Annotated in this window: 18 protein-coding genes; 6 read left to right on the forward strand and 12 right to left on the reverse strand. The window is 59.9% G+C overall.

Going from position 1 to position 18,922, the window contains the following annotated elements:
• Positions 1-167: 167 nt before the first annotated feature.
• Both rpsI and rplM read right to left on the reverse strand, forming a co-directional pair.
• A complete protein-coding gene (gene rpsI / locus DWF74_RS10135; RefSeq protein ID WP_003228056.1) occupies positions 168-560 on the reverse strand; it encodes a 30S ribosomal protein S9 in 393 nt (130 codons plus the stop codon).
• Positions 561-574: 14 nt separating this feature from the next.
• Positions 575-1,003 (reverse strand): 50S ribosomal protein L13, encoded by a 429-nt coding sequence (gene rplM / locus DWF74_RS10140; protein ID WP_007928449.1) that lies wholly within the window; start codon positions 1,001-1,003, stop codon positions 575-577.
• Between the two features lie 247 nt (positions 1,004-1,250).
• On the opposite strand from rplM, the gene DWF74_RS10145 reads away from it, so the two are divergent.
• Positions 1,251-2,291 (forward strand): NADP(H)-dependent aldo-keto reductase, encoded by a 1,041-nt coding sequence (locus DWF74_RS10145; RefSeq protein WP_102860307.1) that lies wholly within the window; start codon positions 1,251-1,253, stop codon positions 2,289-2,291.
• 65 nt (positions 2,292-2,356) lie between these two features.
• On the opposite strand, the gene DWF74_RS10150 is transcribed toward DWF74_RS10145, so the two are convergent.
• Entirely contained in the window at positions 2,357-3,493 is a 1,137-nt protein-coding gene (locus DWF74_RS10150; protein ID WP_102860306.1) for an acyl-CoA dehydrogenase family protein, read from the reverse strand.
• A gap of 244 nt (positions 3,494-3,737) precedes the next feature.
• Between DWF74_RS10150 and DWF74_RS10155 the strand changes: the two genes are divergently transcribed.
• Positions 3,738-4,637, forward strand: a complete 900-nt coding sequence (locus DWF74_RS10155; RefSeq protein WP_170001537.1) for a GlxA family transcriptional regulator — start codon at positions 3,738-3,740, stop codon at positions 4,635-4,637.
• Positions 4,638-4,679: 42 nt separating this feature from the next.
• On the opposite strand, the gene zapE is transcribed toward DWF74_RS10155, so the two are convergent.
• The 3 genes from zapE to DWF74_RS10170 all read right to left on the reverse strand — a co-directional run bounded on the left by zapE (position 4,680) and on the right by DWF74_RS10170 (position 7,872).
• Entirely contained in the window at positions 4,680-5,774 is a 1,095-nt protein-coding gene (gene zapE, locus DWF74_RS10160) for a cell division protein ZapE (RefSeq protein ID WP_102860304.1), read from the reverse strand.
• A gap of 88 nt (positions 5,775-5,862) precedes the next feature.
• Positions 5,863-7,218: a tryptophan--tRNA ligase gene (locus DWF74_RS10165; protein WP_102860303.1), complete on the reverse strand. Its 1,356-nt coding sequence runs from the start codon at positions 7,216-7,218 to the stop codon at positions 5,863-5,865.
• Positions 7,219-7,242: 24 nt separating this feature from the next.
• Positions 7,243-7,872 carry an alpha/beta hydrolase gene (locus DWF74_RS10170; RefSeq protein WP_102860302.1) on the reverse strand — a complete coding sequence of 210 codons (630 nt, stop codon included), beginning with the start codon at positions 7,870-7,872 and terminating at the stop codon, positions 7,243-7,245.
• A 144-nt stretch (positions 7,873-8,016) separates the two neighbouring features.
• Between DWF74_RS10170 and DWF74_RS10175 the strand changes: the two genes are divergently transcribed.
• Positions 8,017-8,451: a YhcB family protein gene (locus tag DWF74_RS10175; RefSeq protein WP_102860301.1), complete on the forward strand. Its 435-nt coding sequence runs from the start codon at positions 8,017-8,019 to the stop codon at positions 8,449-8,451.
• 76 nt (positions 8,452-8,527) lie between these two features.
• On the opposite strand, the gene DWF74_RS10180 is transcribed toward DWF74_RS10175, so the two are convergent.
• The 4 genes from DWF74_RS10180 to DWF74_RS10195 form a co-directional block, all read right to left on the reverse strand.
• The gene (locus DWF74_RS10180) at positions 8,528-9,262 is read right to left on the reverse strand and encodes an OmpA family protein (RefSeq protein WP_102860300.1); all 735 of its coding nucleotides are present in this window, start codon (positions 9,260-9,262) and stop codon (positions 8,528-8,530) included.
• Between the two features lie 111 nt (positions 9,263-9,373).
• On the reverse strand, positions 9,374-10,018 hold the full coding sequence (locus DWF74_RS10185) for an MBL fold metallo-hydrolase (protein WP_015636939.1): 645 nt from the start codon (positions 10,016-10,018) through the stop codon (positions 9,374-9,376).
• A gap of 58 nt (positions 10,019-10,076) precedes the next feature.
• Entirely contained in the window at positions 10,077-10,577 is a 501-nt protein-coding gene (locus tag DWF74_RS10190; protein WP_102860299.1) for a methylated-DNA--[protein]-cysteine S-methyltransferase, read from the reverse strand.
• Positions 10,578-10,742: 165 nt separating this feature from the next.
• Positions 10,743-10,997, reverse strand: coding sequence for a hypothetical protein (locus tag DWF74_RS10195; RefSeq protein ID WP_102860298.1), 255 nt, complete (start codon positions 10,995-10,997; stop codon positions 10,743-10,745).
• 302 nt (positions 10,998-11,299) lie between these two features.
• Here DWF74_RS10195 and DWF74_RS10205 point away from each other — a divergent pair, with 302 nt between their 5' ends.
• The 3 genes from DWF74_RS10205 to DWF74_RS10215 all read left to right on the forward strand — a co-directional run bounded on the left by DWF74_RS10205 (position 11,300) and on the right by DWF74_RS10215 (position 14,425).
• Positions 11,300-11,974 carry a response regulator transcription factor gene (locus tag DWF74_RS10205; protein WP_102860296.1) on the forward strand — a complete coding sequence of 225 codons (675 nt, stop codon included), beginning with the start codon at positions 11,300-11,302 and terminating at the stop codon, positions 11,972-11,974.
• On the forward strand, positions 11,967-13,298 hold the full coding sequence (locus DWF74_RS10210) for a sensor histidine kinase (RefSeq protein WP_102860295.1): 1,332 nt from the start codon (positions 11,967-11,969) through the stop codon (positions 13,296-13,298). The genes DWF74_RS10205 and DWF74_RS10210 overlap by 8 nt, the downstream gene beginning before the upstream one ends.
• Before the next feature lie 224 nt (positions 13,299-13,522).
• Complete coding sequence (locus DWF74_RS10215; RefSeq protein ID WP_102860294.1) at positions 13,523-14,425, forward strand: LysR family transcriptional regulator; 903 nt, start codon at positions 13,523-13,525, stop codon at positions 14,423-14,425.
• A gap of 90 nt (positions 14,426-14,515) precedes the next feature.
• Here DWF74_RS10215 and DWF74_RS10220 read toward each other — a convergent pair whose 3' ends face one another.
• Together DWF74_RS10220 and DWF74_RS10225 are read right to left on the reverse strand one after the other, a co-directional pair.
• Positions 14,516-17,248, reverse strand: coding sequence for a LuxR C-terminal-related transcriptional regulator (locus DWF74_RS10220; RefSeq protein ID WP_102860293.1), 2,733 nt, complete (start codon positions 17,246-17,248; stop codon positions 14,516-14,518).
• Positions 17,249-17,556: 308 nt separating this feature from the next.
• Entirely contained in the window at positions 17,557-18,921 is a 1,365-nt protein-coding gene (locus tag DWF74_RS10225) for a DUF1329 domain-containing protein (protein WP_115580891.1), read from the reverse strand.
• Position 18,922: the final 1 nt, after the last annotated feature.

The following is an 18,922-nucleotide window of genomic DNA, read 5'->3' on the forward strand; positions in this document are numbered from 1 at the left end:
TAATGAAAAGCCCCTATTCTGACAAGGTAATTACCAAGCCGACCCAGCCCGAAGCCTTGTAGTATAGGGCCTGCGCGGATGTGGCAAGTTGTCACAGCGCAAATTTCAGACAATAAAAAACGCCCAGCTCCGCGAGGAGACTGGGCGCTTTTGAACGCAGTAGCGAATTAACGCTTGGAGTATTGCGGACGCTTACGCGCTTTACGCAGACCCACTTTCTTACGCTCAACTTCACGTGCGTCACGGGTTACGAAGCCAGCTTTACGCAGAGCGCTGCGCAGAGTTTCGTCGTAATCCATCAGAGCGCGAGTGATACCGTGGCGGATTGCGCCAGCTTGACCACTTACACCGCCGCCGATAACGGTAACGTAGATATCGAACTTCTCAACAGTCTCGGTCAGCTCCAGCGGCTGACGAACTACCATGCGGGCAGTTTCGCGACCGAAGAAGTTATCCAGGGAGCGGTTGTTGATCGAGATGTTGCCAGTGCCCGGACGCAGGAAAACGCGTGCGGTTGCAGTCTTGCGACGGCCAGTGCCGTAATTTTGAGTCGCCGACATAATGAACTATTCCGTTAAATCTTCAGTTCTTGGGGCTGCTGAGCAGTATGAGGGTGAGCAGCGCCCGCATAGACTTTCAGCTTACGGTACATGTCGCGACCCAGCGGGTTCTTAGGCAGCATGCCTTTTACCGCGGTCTCGATCACGCGCTCAGGGGCTTTAGCGATCAGCTTTTCGAAGTTGATCGACTTGATGCCGCCCGGGAAACCGGAGTGGGAGTAGTACATTTTGTCAGTGGTTTTAGCGCCAGTAACACGTACCTGCTCGGCATTGATTACGACGATGTAGTCGCCGGTATCAACGTGAGGAGTGTACTCAGGCTTGTGCTTGCCACGCAGACGGCTCGCGATTTCAGTGGCCAGACGACCCAGGGTCTGACCAGCAGCGTCGACGACGAACCAGTCGCGCTTTACTGTTTCCGGTTTAGCAGTAAAAGTTTTCATTCTTTATAGCCTCAGGGGCCGCCCAGCAAAATAGACGGCGGATCTTACTGAATAGTGCGTACTTTGACAAGGTCAAAGGCAGCCGGACACAGACGCTATCGGGGGCTCGGGTCAGCGCGTCTGATATACGGCAAGATTCTTCGGCAGGCGGCGCATCACTTCCACTGCAGAAAGAGCTGCCGAATTATGCAGATTGCGAAAAAAAATTCAACCTGCTTTTATGATTGTTTTGCCAAGGGAGTACCCGATGGACTACCGCCAGCTGGGCCGAACCGATCTGAATGTGAGTGCGATTTGCCTGGGTACCATGACTTGGGGCGAGCAGAACACCGAGGCTGAAGCCTTCGCTCAAATCGAGCGAGCCAAGAACGCCGGAATCAACTTTATCGACACCGCCGAAATGTACCCGGTGCCACCCAAGGCCGAAACCTATGCCACCACCGAACGCTACATAGGCAACTGGTTCAAGCAACACGGCGATCGCGCCGACTGGATCCTGGCCAGCAAGATCGCCGGCCCAGGCAACACCATCGATTACATCCGCGACAAACAACTCAAGCACAACCGCAAACACATAGTCGAAGCCGTGGATGCCAGCCTCAAGCGCCTGCAGACCGACTGGATCGACCTTTATCAATTGCACTGGCCCGAGCGCAGCACCAACTTCTTCGGTCAGCTGGGTTACAGGCACCAGGCCGACGAAGACTTCACACCGCTGGAAGAAACCCTCGAAGCGCTGGACGAACAGGTCAAGGCCGGCAAGATCCGCCATATCGGCCTGTCCAACGAAACGCCCTGGGGCACCATGAAGTTCCTCGCCCTGGCCGAAAGTCGTGGCTGGCCTCGCGCAGTTTCGATCCAGAACCCCTACAACCTGCTCAACCGCAGCTTTGAGGTGGGCCTGGCGGAAATCGCCATTCGCGAACAATGCGGCCTGCTGGCTTACTCTCCATTAGCCTTTGGCTACCTGTCCGGCAAGTACGAGGGAGGCGCCCGACCAGCCAAGGCTCGACTGAGCCTCTACAGCCGCTTCAGCCGCTACTTCAACCCTCAGTCGGAAGCGGCCTGCAGCCGTTATGTGGCGCTGGCCCGCGAGCATGGTCTGGACCCGGCACAGATGGCCTTGGCCTTCGTCACTCAACAGCCGTTCGTGACCAGCAACATCATCGGCGCCACCACACTGGAACAGCTGGACAGCAACATCGCCAGCGCCACCTTGAAGTTGTCGGAAGAAGTCCTCGCCGGGATAGAGGCAATCCACAAGGATCACCCCAACCCTGCGCCTTAACTGGTCTACAGGAGCTGGCTTGCCAACGAATGGACACGTCGCACCATTTGCCTGCAAGCCGGTTCCTACAGTGAACGGGCGATAATTTCCTTCATGATCTCGTTGGTCCCGGCATAAATGCGCTGCACCCGCGCATCGGCCCAGGCCCGGGCCACCGGGTACTCCCACATGAAGCCGTAGCCGCCGTGCAGTTGCACGCACTCATCGAGTACCTTGCACTGCAGATCGGTGCCCCAGTACTTGGCCATGGCCGCCGTCGGCACATCGAGTTTGCCCTGCAAATGCAACTCCAGGCAGCGATCGACAAAGACCCGGCCGATCTGAATTTCCGTGGCCATTTCAGCCAGCTTGAAGCGGCTATTCTGGAAATCGGCAATTGCCTTGCCAAAGGCCTTGCGTTCGCGGGTGTATTCCAGGGTCCACTGCAACGCGGCCTCGGCACTGGCCAGGCCACCAATCGCCACGGTCAGGCGCTCCTGGGGCAACTCCTGCATCAAGTAGGCAAAGCCTGCCCCAGCCTGCCCCAGCAGATTTTCCTTGGGCACTCGCACATCCTGGAAGAACAGCTCGGAGGTGTCCTGAGCCTTCATTCCAACCTTTTCCAGGCGCTTGCCCTTGGAGAACCCGGGAGTATCGGCCTCAACCAGAAACAGGCTGGTGCCCTTAGCTCCAGCCTTGGGATCGGTCTTGGCCACGACTATCACCAGGTCCGCCAGATAGCCGTTGGTAATAAAGGTCTTGGACCCATTGATCACATACTCGTCGCCGTCGAGCACTGCCGTGGTCTTCACCCCTTGCAAGTCAGAGCCCGCACCCGGCTCGGTCATGGCAATGGCCGTGACCATATCCCCCGACACCAGACGGGGCAGGTATTTGCGCTTCAGCGCCTCACTGCCGTAGTGCAGGATGTAGGGCGCAACAATGTCTGAATGCAGAGAAAAACCAATGCCGGTCAGCCCCAGACGGCCGATCTCCTCGATCACCACCGCACTGTAGAGAAAATCCGCCCCCAGACCGCCGTACTCCTCGGGAATATGCGAACACAGCATCCCCGCCTCCCCAGCCTTGCTCCACAACTGACGGTCGATGAAGCCCTGTTTTTCCCACTCACCATGGAAAGGCACAGCCTCTTTTTCAAGGAACGTACGCACGCTGTCACGAAAGAGTTCATGCTCGGAACTGAACAAGGTTCTAGGGATCATGCAGGCACCTGTGATGTTGATTGATCATGGGTTGGCTGCCAGAGCCTAAGCCCAGGCACCTGCACGGGACACTGGACACATCCGACAAAAAATAAGACGATCCAGCCGTCTGGTGACCACTTTCCCCTATAAGAACAATTGAATTATGTCTAACCAAACCTCCACGCCCTTGCGGCGCGTCAGCATCCTGGCTATCGACCGGGTTTTCGCTTCCACCCTCATGCAGGCCAAGGATTTTTTCCATCTGGCCAGCCTGCGTTACGGCAAACAGCTGGGCCAAGGCCTGACTCCGGCATTCGAAACTCGCCTGGTCAGCCCCGACGGCCAGCCAGTCTGCAGCTTCAGCAATGTGATCATGCCGGTGGACGGTGCGCTGGAAGATACCGATGTGATCATTCTCCCGGCCTTCTGGGATGACTTCGACACCCTGTGCCAGCGTTATCCACAGATACTGCCCTGGCTGCGCGCCCAGCACGCCCGCGGTGCAGTGCTTTGCGGTGAAGCCACCGGGGTTTTCTGGCTGGCTGAAGCCGGACTGCTCGACGGCAAGGAAGCCACCACTTACTGGCGCTTCTTCAACGCCTTCAGCGAGCGCTTCCCCAAGGTCCAGCTCAACCAGGACAAGCACCTGACAGACGCCGACAATCTCTATTGCGCCGGCGGCACCACCTCGGCCTGCGACCTGTACATTTACCTGATCGAACGCTTCTGTGGAGCCAACGTGGCCCAGGCCGTGGCTCGGGACATCCTCTATGAAGTGCAACGCAGCTACGCCCCCGGACGCATCGGCTTCGGCGGCCAGAAACTGCATCAGGATGTAATCATCCTGCAGATCCAGCATTGGCTTGAAGAGCACTTCGCCGACAAGTTCCGCTTCGAGGACGTGGCTCGCGAACATGGCATGAGCATTCGCAATTTCATGCGCCGCTTTCAGACGGCTACCGGCGACAAGCCCCTGCACTACCTGCAGCGTCTACGCATCGAAACCGCCAAGGGCCTGCTTTCGGGAACGCGCAAGAGCATCAAGACCATCAGCTATGAAGTCGGCTACGACGACGCCAGCTTCTTCGCCCGCCTGTTCCGCCAACACACCGAACTCTCACCCAATCAGTACCGCCAGCAGTTCCAGCAGCAGGCGGCATAAAAAAAGGGCCTGCAATGCAGGCCCTTTTTCATCGACTCGAGATTATGGCTTGTGCGCCCGCGACAGAAACTCGTGGGACTGCATCTCCAGCAACCGGCTGAGAGTGCGCTGGAACTCGAACGTCAAGCGCCCTCCGGTATAGAGGTCCTTGAGCTCGACCTCGGCGGAGATGATCAGCTTGACGTTGCGGTCATAGAACTCGTCGACCATGTTGATGAAACGCCGAGCAATATCATCCGTGGTGACACTCATCTGCTCCACGCCACTGAGCAGCACGGCATGAAAGATCTTGCCCAGTTCGATGTAGTCGTTCTGGCTACGAGGGCCATCGCACAGCTCACGGAAGTCGAACCAGGCCACATCATCACAGGTGCGCAGCGCACGAATTTCTCGGTTCTCGATGATCAAAACATCGTTTTCCACCGCCTGAGTGCACTCTGGCGTCAGCGCACGGAAGCTCTTGCGCAGACTTTCATGGGCAGCTTCATCCAATGGATAGTGAAACAGCTCCGCCTGCTCCAGATGCCGCAGACGGTAGTCGACGCCGCTGTCGACGTTGACGATCTCGGTGTTCTGCTTGATCAGGGCAATGGCCGGCAAAAAGCGCGCACGCTGCAGACCGTCCTTGTACAAGCCATCCGGAACGATGTTCGACGTCGCCACCAGGGTCACACCGTTCTTGAACAACTCTTCCATCAGGGTGCCGAGAATCATCGCATCGGTAATATCAGACACGAAGAATTCATCGAAGCAGATCACCCGCGCCTCTTGTGAGAAACGCTTGGCAATGATGGTCAGCGGATTCTTTTCGCCACCCAGGGTTTTCATTTCTTCGTGTACGCGCTTCATAAAGCGGTGAAAGTGCGTACGAACCTTTTCCTTGAACGGCAAGGCTTCGAAGAAGGTGTCTACCAGATAAGTCTTTCCACGCCCTACTCCGCCCCAGAAGTACAGCCCCTTGACCGGCGCCTGATCCTTCTTGCCAAAGAGCTTGCCGAGCAAACCCGGCTTGTTTTGCTCGGCTGCAATCAGATCCTCATACAGGCGCTGCAGATGACGCACAGCGGTTTCCTGTGCCGCGTCATGAAAGAAGTCCGGGCGTTTCAGATCTGCTTGGTATCGTTCTAGGGGCGTCATAATTCGTTAGCAAGGCAACAAAAACGGGCCGTCACTTTAGCGACGGCCCTGGGGAATGGCAATCAGCCCTTGGTCGGGAAGATTCCGATTAGTCCTGCGCTGGGGTCAGCGCAATCCGCAGCGCTTCAATGGCTGCGTCACGCGCGGCAGCGTCAGCGAAGGCTGGGCTGTCAGCCACGCAGGCGCCATCCAGCCAAACGCTGAAACTGCCGGCTTCGCTACGCAGATCCAGCTCCTGCCCCGATTGCAGTCGTTTGGTCACCGCACCAGCAGCCTTGCCATCGGCGAAGTGACGCGACAGCAGCAACTGCTCGCCATCGGCGGACAGCAAGCGGAAACGGAAACTACCATCGTCTTCACGGAAGCTGATGAAGCGCGCGGCCTTAGCGGCCTTTTTCTTGGTCGTGGCGGCAACTTGCACCTGACTGGCAAAGGAGCGCAGGCCCACGGCCTCACGCAGCTCGGCAAGGAACGGCGTGGCCACAGCCCGAGCTTTGGCGGCGCCGGCACGCAGAATGTCTTCAAGATCCCCGGGACGGGCGATCAACTGATGGTAACGCTCACGAGCCTCGCCCAATTCACCATCCAGCAACTGGAACAGGCGGTTCTTGGCTTCGCCCCAGCCCAGCCCCTGCAACAGCTCAGTACGGAACTCGGCGGCCTGTGCCGGGGTAGAAAACGCCTGGAACAGAGTGAACAGATGGGAGTTGTCCGGGTCCTTGGCCTCACCCGGCGCCTTGGAGTCAGTGACGATCCGCGAGATCGCGTCCTTCATGTCCTTGGCACTGGTGAACAAAGGGATGGTGTTGTCGTAGCTCTTGGACATCTTGCGACCGTCCAGGCCAGGCAGGGTCGCGACACTCTCCTCGATCAGTGCCTCGGGCATGGTGAAGAACTCCTTGCCCTGGCCAAACAGATGGTTGAAACGCTGGCCGATGTCCCGAGCCATTTCCACGTGCTGGATCTGATCACGGCCCACCGGCACCTTGTGCGCGTTGAACATCAGGATGTCTGCGGCCATCAGCACCGGATAGCTGTAGAGCCCCATGGTGATGCCGGCATCCGGGTCTTCACCGGCCTCTAGGTTCTTGTCCACCGATGCTTTGTACGCATGGGCACGATTGAGCAGGCCCTTGGCGGCTACGCAGGTCAGCAGCCAGGTCAGTTCCGGAATCTCCGGAATGTCCGACTGACGATAGAAGGTCACACGTTCCACATCCAGGCCGCCCGCCAGCCAGGTCGCCGCGATTTCCTGGCGCGAACGCTGAATGCGCAAAGGGTCATCGCACTTGATCAGCGCGTGATAGTCGGCCAGGAAGTAGAAGGAATCGGCATTACTGTCACGGCTGGCAAGGATCGCCGGGCGAATCGCGCCAGCGTAGTTGCCCAGGTGCGGGGTACCGGTGGTGGTGATGCCGGTGAGGATACGCGTACGAGTAGTCATGGGTAATCGCTTATCAGACTGCTATCAATTCGAAAGTCGCGGCAGCACCAGATCCTTGAGATCAGTGAGCTTGCCATGAAAAAAGTGCCCGCATTCTGCCACTTTCAGCAGCTCATGGGGGCGAACAAGCGCGTCGGACCAGTCATAGACCGCTTGAGGGTCAATGACTTCATCGGTTTCCGGCTGGATCAGGGTCAGCGGGCAGTTTTCCGGCAACTGGTCGGTATCCCGCAGACGGGTCACCGCCGCCGCCACCATGAACAGGTGCTTGAGCTGCACGCCCTGGGCCTCCAGGCGCCCGCCAAGGCTGGCGGCGACAAAACCGCCGAAGGAGAACCCCAGCAGGGTCAATGGCAGTTCAGGATGTTTGGCCTGCAACCACTGGGCGGCAGCCTGGGCGTCATCGACTTCGCCACTGCCCATGTCGTGACTGCCTTCACTGGCACCAACGCCCCGGTAGTTGAAGCGCAAGGTGATCAGGCCGGCATCCCGCGCGGTGCGCTGCAAGGTGGACACCACCTTGTTGAGCATGGTGCCGCCCTGCACCGGGTTGGGGTGGCAGATCAGTGCCACACCACGAGGATCGGGCACCTCCAGATACAGGGCTTCCAATTGGCCCACCGGGCCGGCAATCACTACAGGGGTTTCACGCATTAGCAAGGAAGGAACTCCGTGACCTCGAAGGGGGTCGACTCGTCTAGCAAATGGTCTGTGCCAATCTATTGCGAGTGAATCGCGGTATACAGCGCAGGTTCGAGCCGTTAACGTAAAGCAAAGCCGTTTATAGAGGAAGGACTCGTGGAACACTCGCTCTTAGTTTGGTTGTTGCCGACTCTTGCCCTGGTCGCGGGTGTCGCCATTGGATTCCTGGTTGCTCGCCTGCTGCCCAATGCCGCGCCTAACCGCACGCAGCGTCAGTTGGACGATATTCAGGAACGTTTCGACAATTATCAAAATGAAGTGGTCACCCATTTCAACAGCACTGCCACCCTGGTGAAAAAGCTCACCCAGAGCTATCAGGAAGTGCAGGACCATCTCGCCGAGGGTGCCAACCGCCTGGCCCTGGACGAACTGACCCGGCAACGCCTGCTGGCTGCACTGCATTCCGAGTCGGCACAAACTCCACGGGAGCGCCTGACTCCACCGCGGGATCAGGAGCCACCACGGGACTACGCGCCGAAGACGCCAAACGCTCCGGGTATGCTCGACGAGCACTACGGCCTGAAGAAGTAACCGCTTCAGTCATTAAAAAGCCCGCCCGATTTGCATCGGGCGGGCTTTTTTGTACCTGGGATTGCAGTCGAGTCGATCAGTACTGCTGGTAGGGCTGCTGGTACTGCTGACCTTGCTGCTGATACTGCTGGCCCGGAATCGCCTTGAGGTTGACCTCTACACGACGGTTCTGCGCACGGCCATTGACGTCGGCGTTGCTGGCAATCGGATTGTCCGGACCAGCACCGCGAGCGGACAGGTTGGCACTGCTCACCCCCTGGGACGTGAGATAGGTCGCCACGCTCTGGGCACGACGCTGGGAAAGGTCCATGTTGTGCTGACGGCTGCCAGTGCTGTCGGTGTAGCCGACGATCTCGATCTGGTTCTGGTTGAACTCGCGCAGGGAGTTGGCCAGGTTGTTCAGCGGTTGGTAGAAGCTTGGGGCGATATTCGCCGAATCAGTGGCAAACGTGATGTTGCCCGGCATGATCAGCTTGATCTGATCACCCTGACGCTGCACTTCAACCCCGGTATTGGCCATGCTGGCGCGCAGTTTTTTCTCCTGCTGGTCGGCGTAGTAACCGTAACCGGCAGCGGATGCCCCCACCACCGCGGCACCGATCAACGCGCCCTTGCCACGGTTATTGTGGTCAATGGCAGCACCGGCCAATGCACCAGCCAGGGCACCCAGGCCACCGTATTTTGCAGTTTTGCTCATGCCCGACGAGCCGCCGTCGGCCTGCCCCTGATTGTCATAGGGGTTAGGCGAAGCGCAGCCGGACAACAAGGCCACAGCAGTAGCGACAACAATCAAACGACGCGAGGTGAACATGGAAAACTCCTACATTTTGCATTCTGTGGTGCAGCGGACGTTGGCAACAGACCTTAGCTAGCGTTGGAACACACAGAGTGGCAAAAATTCCGTCAGCAGCCTGGCTAAAAGTCAGGCCCTCACAAACGGATTCTGGCGCATCTCATCGCCCAATCGAGTGTCTGGACCGTGCCCGGCAACCACTGTGGCATCTTCATCAAGGGTATACAGACGCTGCTTGATCGAACGCACCAGGGTGGCCTGATCCCCGCCCCACAAGTCCGTGCGCCCGACCCCGCGCTTGAACAGCGTGTCGCCGGCAATCAGAAGCTTAGCCTCGGAAAACCAAAAACTCATGGAACCCGGAGTGTGCCCGGGAGTATGCAGGGCCACGCCGCAACCGCAGGCCAGTTCCTCATCGTCGCCCAGCCAGCGGTCCGGGGACGGGACCGGGGTGTAGGGCACGCCGAACATGCTGCACTGCATCTCAAGGTTGTCCCACAGGAACTGGTCGTCCTTATGCAGATGCAAAGTGGCGCCGGTCTTTTCCTTCATCTGCCCGGAGGCAAGAAAATGATCCAGGTGCGCATGGGTATGAATGATGCTCACCACCTTCAACCCGAGGGCATCGAGGCGAGCCATGATCAAATCGGGATTGCCTCCCGGATCGACAACTATGGCTTTCTTGGTCAGCGGGTCGCCAATGATGGTGCAGTTGCACTGCAAAGGGCCGACGGGGAAGGTTTCGCGGATAAGGCTGGGTTTGGCGGCGTCCATGGAAGCGTTCCAGAAAAATCGATGGCGCATTCTGGCACAGCTCACCGCCAACACTCACTCAGAACGCCAGTTGCAGCGTCTCCTCCCCCTCCAGTGCCAGCAGGAACTGCTTGGCTTCAAGCCCTCCGGCAAAGCCGGTCAGGCTCCCCGATGCACCGATCACTCGATGACAGGGGGCCACAATCGAGATCGGGTTCCGGCCATTGGCTGCACCCACCGCCCGCACCGCCTTGGGACTGCCAATCTGCTGGGCGATCTGGCTGTAGCTGCGGGTCTCACCGAAAGGGATGGTCAGCAAGGCCTGCCAGACCTTGCACTGAAACTCGGTACCGACGAAATCCAGCTCAAGCTCGAAGCGCTCACGGCTGCCTGCAAAGTATTCCCGAAGCTGGCGCTCGGCTTCCAGCAGCAGGGGATGATCAACCGACTCCTGCAACGGCCCGAGACGTACCCGGTTCTGCCGTTCGTGCTCCCAGAGAATCGCCGCCAGCTTGGTCCCTCTGGCCACCAGGGTCAGTTGGCCAACGGGGGACGGCATCAGTTTGAATACGCAGGACATCTCAGGTCTCCTTCAATCCGCCAGTGGAATCGGACCCGGAACCCAGTGGTCCATGGCCGTCTTCTCAGTACGCCGACACTGTAAAACGAGATTCAAGCGCAAGAACCACGTTTCTTGTGCTTGAATTCGACGGCGAATCGTTCTGAGTGCCGAGCAGACCCGAAACTAGTTGTCCTCATCCACCAGGAAACAGTTGTCACTGCTACTGCGCTGTCCATGAGGGTCGACAATGAAGGCCCCGCGCCCCTGGCCGCATTCGAGCAAGTGCACCGGGGACAATTCGCGCTGCCGGTCGATCTGCGCATTGAAGCGCATGATGTAGATCCCCAGGGAGATCGATACACAGAGAATCAGCACCAGGCACAGCACCAACTGATCGGTGTAGCTGGCGCCGGTCTTATCAGCATGCACTGATGACATGCTCGGATCCCGCCCGCTCAACACTGTGGCCAATCAGTAACCAACTCAGGGGGCCGCCCCCTCCCAGGCGCCCCAAAGGTGCCTGGGAAGGCAGGACGCAGGCCATCAGGACGAGAAGTATCAGGACCAGCAGGATTCCTTTGACTACCGAAATCAGGTTCATGGCCGTGCCACGCTCTGGAGTTAAGAAGAGCCCGAGCTTAGAGACGGCCGGGTTAACACCGGGTAAACATCGGCAGAAAGCGGCCTGACTCCGCTATCCTTCGGCCCATCAAGCGCCAAGGGTCCAAGGGGACGTTTCCGTGCATATTCAACTGCTATTGGTCGAGGACAACCTCGACCTAGCCAACACCGTCATCGAGTACCTGGAAATCAGCGGCATCGTCTGCGACCACGCCAGCAATGGCCAGACCGGCCTTAACCTGGCTTTAAGCCAGCACTACGACGTCATCCTGCTGGACATCATGTTGCCGCGACTGGACGGCCAGCAGCTGTGCCAACAGTTGCGCCAGCAAGGCAGCCAGACGCCGATCCTGATGCTCACCTCGCTGGATGCCCTTTCCGACAAACTCGCCAGCTTCGCCGCCGGGGCTGACGACTATCTGGTCAAGCCCTTTGAAATGGCGGAACTGGTGGCCCGTATCCGAGCCCTGAGCATGCGCCGCAGCGGCCAGGCAAGCCGCCTGCAAGTGGCCGACCTGGTGATGGAGCTGTCTACCCGCAAGGTCAGCCGCGCCGGGCAAGAACTGCATCTGTCACCCATTTGCTGGACCCTGCTGGAATGCCTGATGCGTGCCAGTCCGGAACCGGTAACCCGGGAACGCCTGGAGACCATGATCTGGGGCGACGAGCCACCGGACAGCAATACCCTCAAGGTGCACATGCACCGATTGCGCAAGACCGTGGACAAATCCTTCGGCCAACCGTTGATCCACACCCTCCCTGGTATTGGCATTCAGATGAGGTCACATGCGTAACGGTCTGGGTCTGAAATGGGTGATCAGCGGCAGCTTCCTGCTGCTGATTGCCGTGGTGTTGCTGATCTACAGCCTGCTGCTGCCCGAGTACAGTATCCGTGGCCTGCTCTATACCGCCAGCGCCATGATGGAGGAGGAAGCCCAGTACTTCGCCAGGCATTACAAGAAAGATCCAAACACCCCACCGCCGCACAACTACTTCTATACCAGCGTCATAGGCAAAGAGGCGCTGCCGGAGAAAATCCGTCAGCTGCTGGACACTCCGCCCAGCCTGTCCTTCGGCGCGCTGCAGGCCTTCGGCGACCTGGACTCCGATGACGAGGATGAAGGGCGGGCGGTCCTGGCCCAGCCCCTTAGCGACGGCAAGACCCTGTACATGTTCGACGTCGACCACGACAAGGAAGAAGGCGGCGAAGTGGAGACGCCACTGTCCGACGCCTACATCGAGCGCCAGTTGCGCGGCGTCAACCTCATCAGCCTGGCGGTGTTCGTCCCGGCGCTGATCATCATTGTCCTGCTGGTCTGGTGGCTGGTAAGGCCCCTGGAGCGCCTGGCCCAGTGGTCCTCGACCCTCAAGGATGCGGACGCGGTGTCCGGCCAGCGACCTAATTTCGGTTTCAAGGAGTTCAACGTGCTCGCCGATGCCCTGGCCCAAAGCGTGCAGCAGGTGCAGGCCGCCAGCCTGCGAGAAGGCCGCCTGCTGCGCTACACCAGCCATGAGCTGCGCACCCCATTGGCGGTGCTCAAGGCCAATATCGAACTGCTGACCTTGCAATCCGGCGGCGTCCTGCCGCCGCCCCTGCAACGTATCGAGCGCTCGGTATTGAACATGCAGCGCATCGCCGAAACCTTGCTGTGGATGAGCCGGGAACTGCCAGAACCCTTGCCCGAGGAACCCATCGACATGAGCGGCCTGGTCACTGAACTGATCGAGGAACACCGCTACCTGATCGGTACACGGGATATCGAACTGCTGCTGGACATCAGCAGCACCCCTTGCCGCTTGCCTCTGACCGCCTGCCGCATCGTGGTGGGCAACTTCCTGCGCAATGCCTTGCAATACGCCGATGAGGGCAGTGTCGAGATCAATTTCGACTACCCACAACTGCGCATCGTCAACCGCATCCGGGAAGCCAAGCAGTTGGAGCCATCCAACGACTTTGGCTATGGCCTGGGCCTGGAACTGATGCGGCAACTCAGCGCCCGGCTCGGCTGGCGCATTGAGGTGCTGATGGAACAGCAACTCTTCACGGTCACCCTGGACTTCAATGCCGCCCCGCCCGCCGAGGAGCTGCCTGCACCGCAGAGCGCTCCAGAGGCGTAAAGTTGAAAACCATCGTCCTGGTCGAGATCGCTCAAGGCCAGGAAATACCTGTTCACAAGCGATGAAAAAACTGCCTAGACCCCGCCCTTTCCGACAGCGTTTGTGAGTATCGTTGACGGACAAGAAACCAAGCCCGGGAGGCTTGTCGGTGCATAACTTGCTTGCAGGAAGCGGGCTGCATCTTGCGCAGTGCACTCTAGAGCCGAATCAGAACGAGGTTCGCTGTGGCCGCCTACAATCTGCGTCAACTCAAGTACTTCATCACCACCGTCGAATGCGGCAGCGTCGCTGAAGCGTCACGCAAGCTGTATATCGCCCAGCCGTCGATCTCCACCGCCATCAAGGGCCTGGAGGACAGCTTCGGCGTGCAATTGCTGATCCGCCACCACGCCCTGGGGGTGTCCCTGACCCCAAGTGGTGCACGCTTCTACCGCAAGGCTCAGGAACTGCTGCGCATGGCCAAGGAGTTCGAGCAGAACGCCCTGGCGGACAACGACGTGGTGGCCGGACAGATCGACATCGGTTGCTTTGAAACCGTGGCACCGCTGTACCTGCCGCAGTTGATCGCCGGCTTCAGTGCCCTGTATCCCGGGGTGGAAATCCGCATCCGCGATGGCGAACAGCAGGAACTGGTACAGGGCTTGACCGGCGGTGCGTTCGACTTGGTGATCCTGTACGAGCACGAACTGGACGGCACCATCGAAACCGAACCACTGATGCCACCGCAACGGCCCTATGCGTTGCTTCCCGCCGACCACCGCTACGCCCAGCAGGCCCAGGTTTCACTGCGTGACCTGAGCCTGGAACCAATGATCCTGCTGGATGTGCAACCGAGCCGGACCTACTTCGTCAGCCTGTTCGAGGAACTGGGATTGACGCCACAGATCGCCTTCAGCTCGCCCTCCATCGAGATGGTGCGGGGCATGGTGGGCCAGGGCTTCGGCTTTTCGATTCTGGTAACCCGCCCCCACTCCCAGTGCTCCTACGACGGCAAGCCGGTGGTGTGCGTGGATATTGTCGAGGACGTGACCGGCTCCGGCCTGGTGGCGGCCTGGCTCAAACGTGGCCAGTTGACCAAGCCGGCGCGCCTGTTCGCCGATTACTGCAAACAGCACCTGGCCCGATAACCCCGGGCCCGACGCTGTATCACGGCGCAGCTGCAGCCGGTTGGCCGACCTCGACGCGGCCGCCAAAAGCCCTGGCCGGCGGGGTAGCGCCTACCCCAGCAACCCCAACTCCTGGGCCCGTGCCACTGCCTGTGTACGTCGCTCAACCCCCAGCTTGCTGTTGATATGGCTGGCGTGGGTTTTCACCGTATGCAGCGAAATGAACAAGCGCTCGCTGATTTCCTGATTGGAACACCCCTGAGCAATCAATTGCAGCACCGACAGCTCCCGGGAACTCAACGACTCACTATGAGCCGCCTCGGGAAGCTCACGGGGGGCAGCAGGCAAACGCTGCAACAGAGCCTGAGTCAAAGCGGTCGACACACAGTGCTGCAATTGCTCGCGCATCCAGCAGGGGTGACTGCGGATCAAGCTCTCGAAAGGTTGCACTGCGCCCCCCACCGCTGCTTCCAGGGCCTGGGCAAAGTCCCGTCGTGCCTCTGCGCCGCGCCCGGACGCCAGCAACAGCAGGGTTTTCTGGGTCAGGGCCATAACGCTCAACAACTGCCGACCGCTTTGCTGGCCATGCTCCACCAATCGACTCAAGCGCTGTTCGGCCCGGGCGGAGTCGCCCTTGATGGTTTCCAGTTGGGCTTGCTGCAATTCGATGTGCAAGGGCAACTGCGGATGGAACTCCGGCGGCGCCGCAGCCTGCTCTCCAGTGTAGGTCTGGCCCAGACGCGCCAGCCAGGCCTCGGCCAGGTCGATGCGGCCCTGGGCCAGCCAGAGCTCGCACTTCACCAGAGTGATCATCGCCAAGTAGTAGATCGGCGGCACGTCCCAGATGTGCATCAGGCGCTCGGCCTCGGCCAACTCGGCAAAGGCCCGGGAAAACTCGCTCCGCAGGCCTTCCTGCTTGGCGATCACGCAATGGGCGATCAACACGCTGATGTCGCGACAGGCCCGCGCCTCCAGCAACCCGGCCTGTAAACGCACCAGGCCGGCCTCAGGCTGGGCACGCAGCGTCAACAGATAACCTTCATACAGGGTCAGCCGGGCCCGCACCGCGTACAGCCGCTGAGCCGACAGTCCCTGCAGCCGTCGCAGCCCTTGGTGCACCTCCTCCAGCGCTCTGAGCACCTCGCCCCGCGCCTGCAGAACCCGGGCCCGATCGTAATGGGCCAGGGCCTCGAACAGCGGATTGCCGACCCGCTGCGCCAACTCCAGGGATTCGCGATTGAGACTGCGGGCGCGCCACAGGTCGGCGTCGGTGATCGCCAGGTTGGACAAGGTCGATAGACACATCAGGCGCTGTCCGTAACGCTTGTGCGGCAGGCTTTCAAGAGCCTCGCCGCAGTAGGCCAGGGTCCGTTCCCGCTGGCCCCGCCCACGAGCGATGATCCCGCTCAAGGCCAGCCATTGCGCCAGCATCGACTTTTGCGCAGTAGCCGAAGGCGCCGGCAGGAAACGACTCAGGTGATCCGCCAGTTCCTCTGCCGCGTCCAACTGGCAGGCCAGGCCCAGGGCCCAGCTGTAGAGCACGATCAGCCGCGGTGTGCTGATCAGCAGGCTGTCGGGCAGGTCCATCTTCCAGCGCAGCAGCATGCCGACATTCTGCTCCGCCAGCAGTTGCTCCTCCGACAGGTTCTGCACCAGGTTGGCCGCCACATCCAGGTGTCCGGCACGCAGCGCCTGCTCCACGGCTTCATCCAGCAGCCCCTGAGCGTTGAACCAACGACAGGCACGCAAATGCAGGCTGGCGGCCGGCACCAGGGTATTGGCCGTGGGTCGGGTACGCAGCAGATCGGAAAACAGATGGTGATAGCGATACCAGTGCCCGTGTTCGTCCAATGGCACCAGGAACACTTGGTGAGCCTGCAGGAAACCCAGGATCTCGGCACTGTCATGCGCTTCGCGCAGGGCGTCGCAGAGCTCGGCGCAGAAGCGCTCCTGGGGCGCCGTGTCATAGAGGAAAGCCTGGACCTCGGCGGGCAGGCAGTCGATGACCTCTTCCAGCAGGTAGTCGCGGATCAGCCCTTCGCCCCCATGCAGTCCCTGAGGCAAGGTGCCCAGCGCACCAGCCTCGGACGCTGCCAACAGCCAGAAACGCAGCCCGGCAACCCAGCCCTCGCTGCGCTGGATCAGGCTTTCCAGAGCCTCGCCGCGCAAGGAACTGCTGTGGCGGTCCAACAAGCTCAGGGACTCGTCATGGGTCAGGCGCAAATCCTGCTCATGCAGCTCCAGCAACTGTCGTGAAAGCCGCAGCCGCGCCAGATGCCAATCCGGACGCTGGCGGCTGGTGACCAGCACCAGCAGGCCGTCGGGCAGGTGATTGAGGAAAAACTGCAAGCAACGATCAAGCACCGGCCCCTGGGCCAGGTGATAGTCGTCCAGGACCAGCAACAACGGCCTGCTGCTAGACAGGTGAAGCGCCAGTTCGTCCAGCAAGCCATCCAGCCACTCTTCAAAGGCGAAAGGCTGATGGCGCTGGCGCATTTTCAACAGACCGAGAGACTGCCGGCCCAATTGGGGAAAGTACTGCTGCAAACCGGCCAGCAAGCGTTCGAGGAAACGCCCGGGATCGCTGTCCCGGCGGCTCAACCCCAGCCATAGGCTCTGCCAGTTGCCCGGCAAGCCCTGGCAAAACTCCACCGCCAACGAGCTCTTACCAAACCCGGCCGGCGCACTGACCAGCAACAGCCTGCCCTTCAACCCGGCACTCAAGCGTTCGCAAAGACGCGGCCGCTGCACGTATCCGTCGGGCAGAGGGGGTCGATAGAAACGCCCTTCCAACGCAGGAATCACCGCGCTGGCAGACCGTTGAAGGGGGGACAGCTCAGTCATGGCCAACTCTTATTGATGTAGGGTTGTCGGCGTAGCAGATGCCCGCAGACTAGCGGTAAAAAGCGACCTGTTGAAGATTTTTGCGACCATTCGAGTGAAAAAGACTATGACCAAATGGGTCAGATACAGCTGATTGATCAGTCGTTATTTCGGTTGTTTATCCGGCAACCTACTAATTCATCTGGAGAAAGCCTGCCGGAACAGCCTAGATTGTTGTGCATATCTGCGAATCCACAATCGTCCAGGCAAAAAAAAGCCCCGAGCCAGTCGGGGCAATTTCCGAGGATGCGGCCTCTATTTGCAGCGGATCAGCGAACCCCGTCCTGACGCAAGGCGGCTGGAGTGAAGTCGCTGGTGGTCGCGGTGAAGCCGAAGTCATACGCCTGCTTCTCTTCGTTCTTCATGCCCAGTGCCAGGTAGCGGCCGGACTGCAGGTCGTAGAGAGTTTCCAGGGCATACCACGGCACTTGCTTGTCGTAGTAGTTCTCGGCGTGCGCCTCGGCCACACGCCACAGTTGACCACGACCGTCATAGTGGTCGATCACCGCGGCCTGCCAGGTGTCTTCGTCGATATAGAAGTCACGTTTGGCATAGATGTGCCGCTGACCTTCCTTCAAGGTGGCGACCACATGCCAGACCCGACGCAGCTCGTAGCGAGCCAGGTCTTGGTTGATGTGCCCGGCCTTGATGATGTCGGCGTACTTCAGGCTCGGCGAGTCGAGCTTGTAGCTGTCGGAGGCGATGTACATCTCCTTCTTGCCTTCCAGTTTCCAGTCGTAGCGATCCGGCGCACCGTTGTACATGTCCAGGTTGTCGGAAGTCCGCAAGCCATCGGCGGCGGTACCCGGGCCGTCATAGGAGACTTGCGGGGCACGGCGCACACGACGCTGGCCAGCGTTGTAGACCCAGGCCGAACGCGGCTCCTTCACTTGGTCGAGGGTCTCGTGGACCAGCAGCACGCCACCGGCCAGACGCGCCGGGGCCGTCACCTTCTGCTTGAAGTAGAACAGGATGTTGCCCGGGTTTTTCGGGTCGTAGTCCTTCATCTTGTCGCGGAACACGAACTGGTCCTGGAAGTACACCAGGCTGTAGGAGCCGTTGGCCTGTGGCGTGGCCTGGGTCACCAGACGGGTCACGCTGCCACCGCGATAGCGGGTGATGTGGTTCCAGATGACTTCCACACCGCTTTTCGGGATCGGGAACGGAATCGCGGTTTCGAAGTTCTCCAGGCCGTTGCCGCCGGACACCAGGTTGGTGTTGGTGGCATTGCGTTTGATGGCGGCGAACACCTCAGCAGGCACCGTGGCCCCGCGATGAGACGGGTAAACCGGCATCTTGAAGGTTTCCGGGTAGCGCTTGAACATCGCGTACTGCCCGGGGGCCAACTTGTCCTTGTACTGCTCGACGTTCTGCGCAGTGATCGTGAACAGCGGCTGCTCGCTGCCGTATGGGTTGGACAGGAAACCCTTGCTGTCCACGGTACCGGCGTTGGTTGCCAGGGGTTTCCAGGCGGGAATGGTACCGGCAGCGTTACCGGCCATCTCCGCGCCCATCGGCGTCAGGCTGGTGCCCAGCTTGGCCGCTTCATCGGCCGAGACCGCGGCCATGACCCCGGTGGCCAGCAGTGACAGTCCCAGCACACCGATGTGCAACAGACTCTTGGTGATGTTCATA

This window comes from Pseudomonas protegens (assembly GCF_003363755.1).
Taxonomy (GTDB): domain Bacteria; phylum Pseudomonadota; class Gammaproteobacteria; order Pseudomonadales; family Pseudomonadaceae; genus Aquipseudomonas; species Aquipseudomonas danubii.

What these genes read in the sequence shown, in the direction of transcription:
- DWF74_RS10190 (WP_102860299.1), bottom strand. Translation starts at nt 10,577, where the DNA reads ATGTCCTGCGTATTCAAACTGATGCCGTCCCCCGTTGGCCAACTGACC.
- DWF74_RS10170 (WP_102860302.1), bottom strand. Translation starts at nt 7,872, where the DNA reads ATGCGTGAAACCCCTGTAGTGATTGCCGGCCCGGTGGGCCAATTGGAA.
- DWF74_RS10150 (WP_102860306.1), bottom strand. Translation starts at nt 3,493, where the DNA reads ATGATCCCTAGAACCTTGTTCAGTTCCGAGCATGAACTCTTTCGTGAC.
- rplM (WP_007928449.1), bottom strand. Translation starts at nt 1,003, where the DNA reads ATGAAAACTTTTACTGCTAAACCGGAAACAGTAAAGCGCGACTGGTTC.
- DWF74_RS10225 (WP_115580891.1), bottom strand. Translation starts at nt 18,921, where the DNA reads ATGAACATCACCAAGAGTCTGTTGCACATCGGTGTGCTGGGACTGTCA.
- DWF74_RS10165 (WP_102860303.1), bottom strand. Translation starts at nt 7,218, where the DNA reads ATGACTACTCGTACGCGTATCCTCACCGGCATCACCACCACCGGTACC.
- DWF74_RS10145 (WP_102860307.1), top strand. Translation starts at nt 1,251, where the DNA reads ATGGACTACCGCCAGCTGGGCCGAACCGATCTGAATGTGAGTGCGATT.
- rpsI (WP_003228056.1), bottom strand. Translation starts at nt 560, where the DNA reads ATGTCGGCGACTCAAAATTACGGCACTGGCCGTCGCAAGACTGCAACC.
- zapE (WP_102860304.1), bottom strand. Translation starts at nt 5,774, where the DNA reads ATGACGCCCCTAGAACGATACCAAGCAGATCTGAAACGCCCGGACTTC.
- DWF74_RS10195 (WP_102860298.1), bottom strand. Translation starts at nt 10,997, where the DNA reads ATGTCATCAGTGCATGCTGATAAGACCGGCGCCAGCTACACCGATCAG.
- DWF74_RS10185 (WP_015636939.1), bottom strand. Translation starts at nt 10,018, where the DNA reads ATGGACGCCGCCAAACCCAGCCTTATCCGCGAAACCTTCCCCGTCGGC.
- DWF74_RS10210 (WP_102860295.1), top strand. Translation starts at nt 11,967, where the DNA reads ATGCGTAACGGTCTGGGTCTGAAATGGGTGATCAGCGGCAGCTTCCTG.
- DWF74_RS10180 (WP_102860300.1), bottom strand. Translation starts at nt 9,262, where the DNA reads ATGTTCACCTCGCGTCGTTTGATTGTTGTCGCTACTGCTGTGGCCTTG.
- DWF74_RS10220 (WP_102860293.1), bottom strand. Translation starts at nt 17,248, where the DNA reads ATGACTGAGCTGTCCCCCCTTCAACGGTCTGCCAGCGCGGTGATTCCT.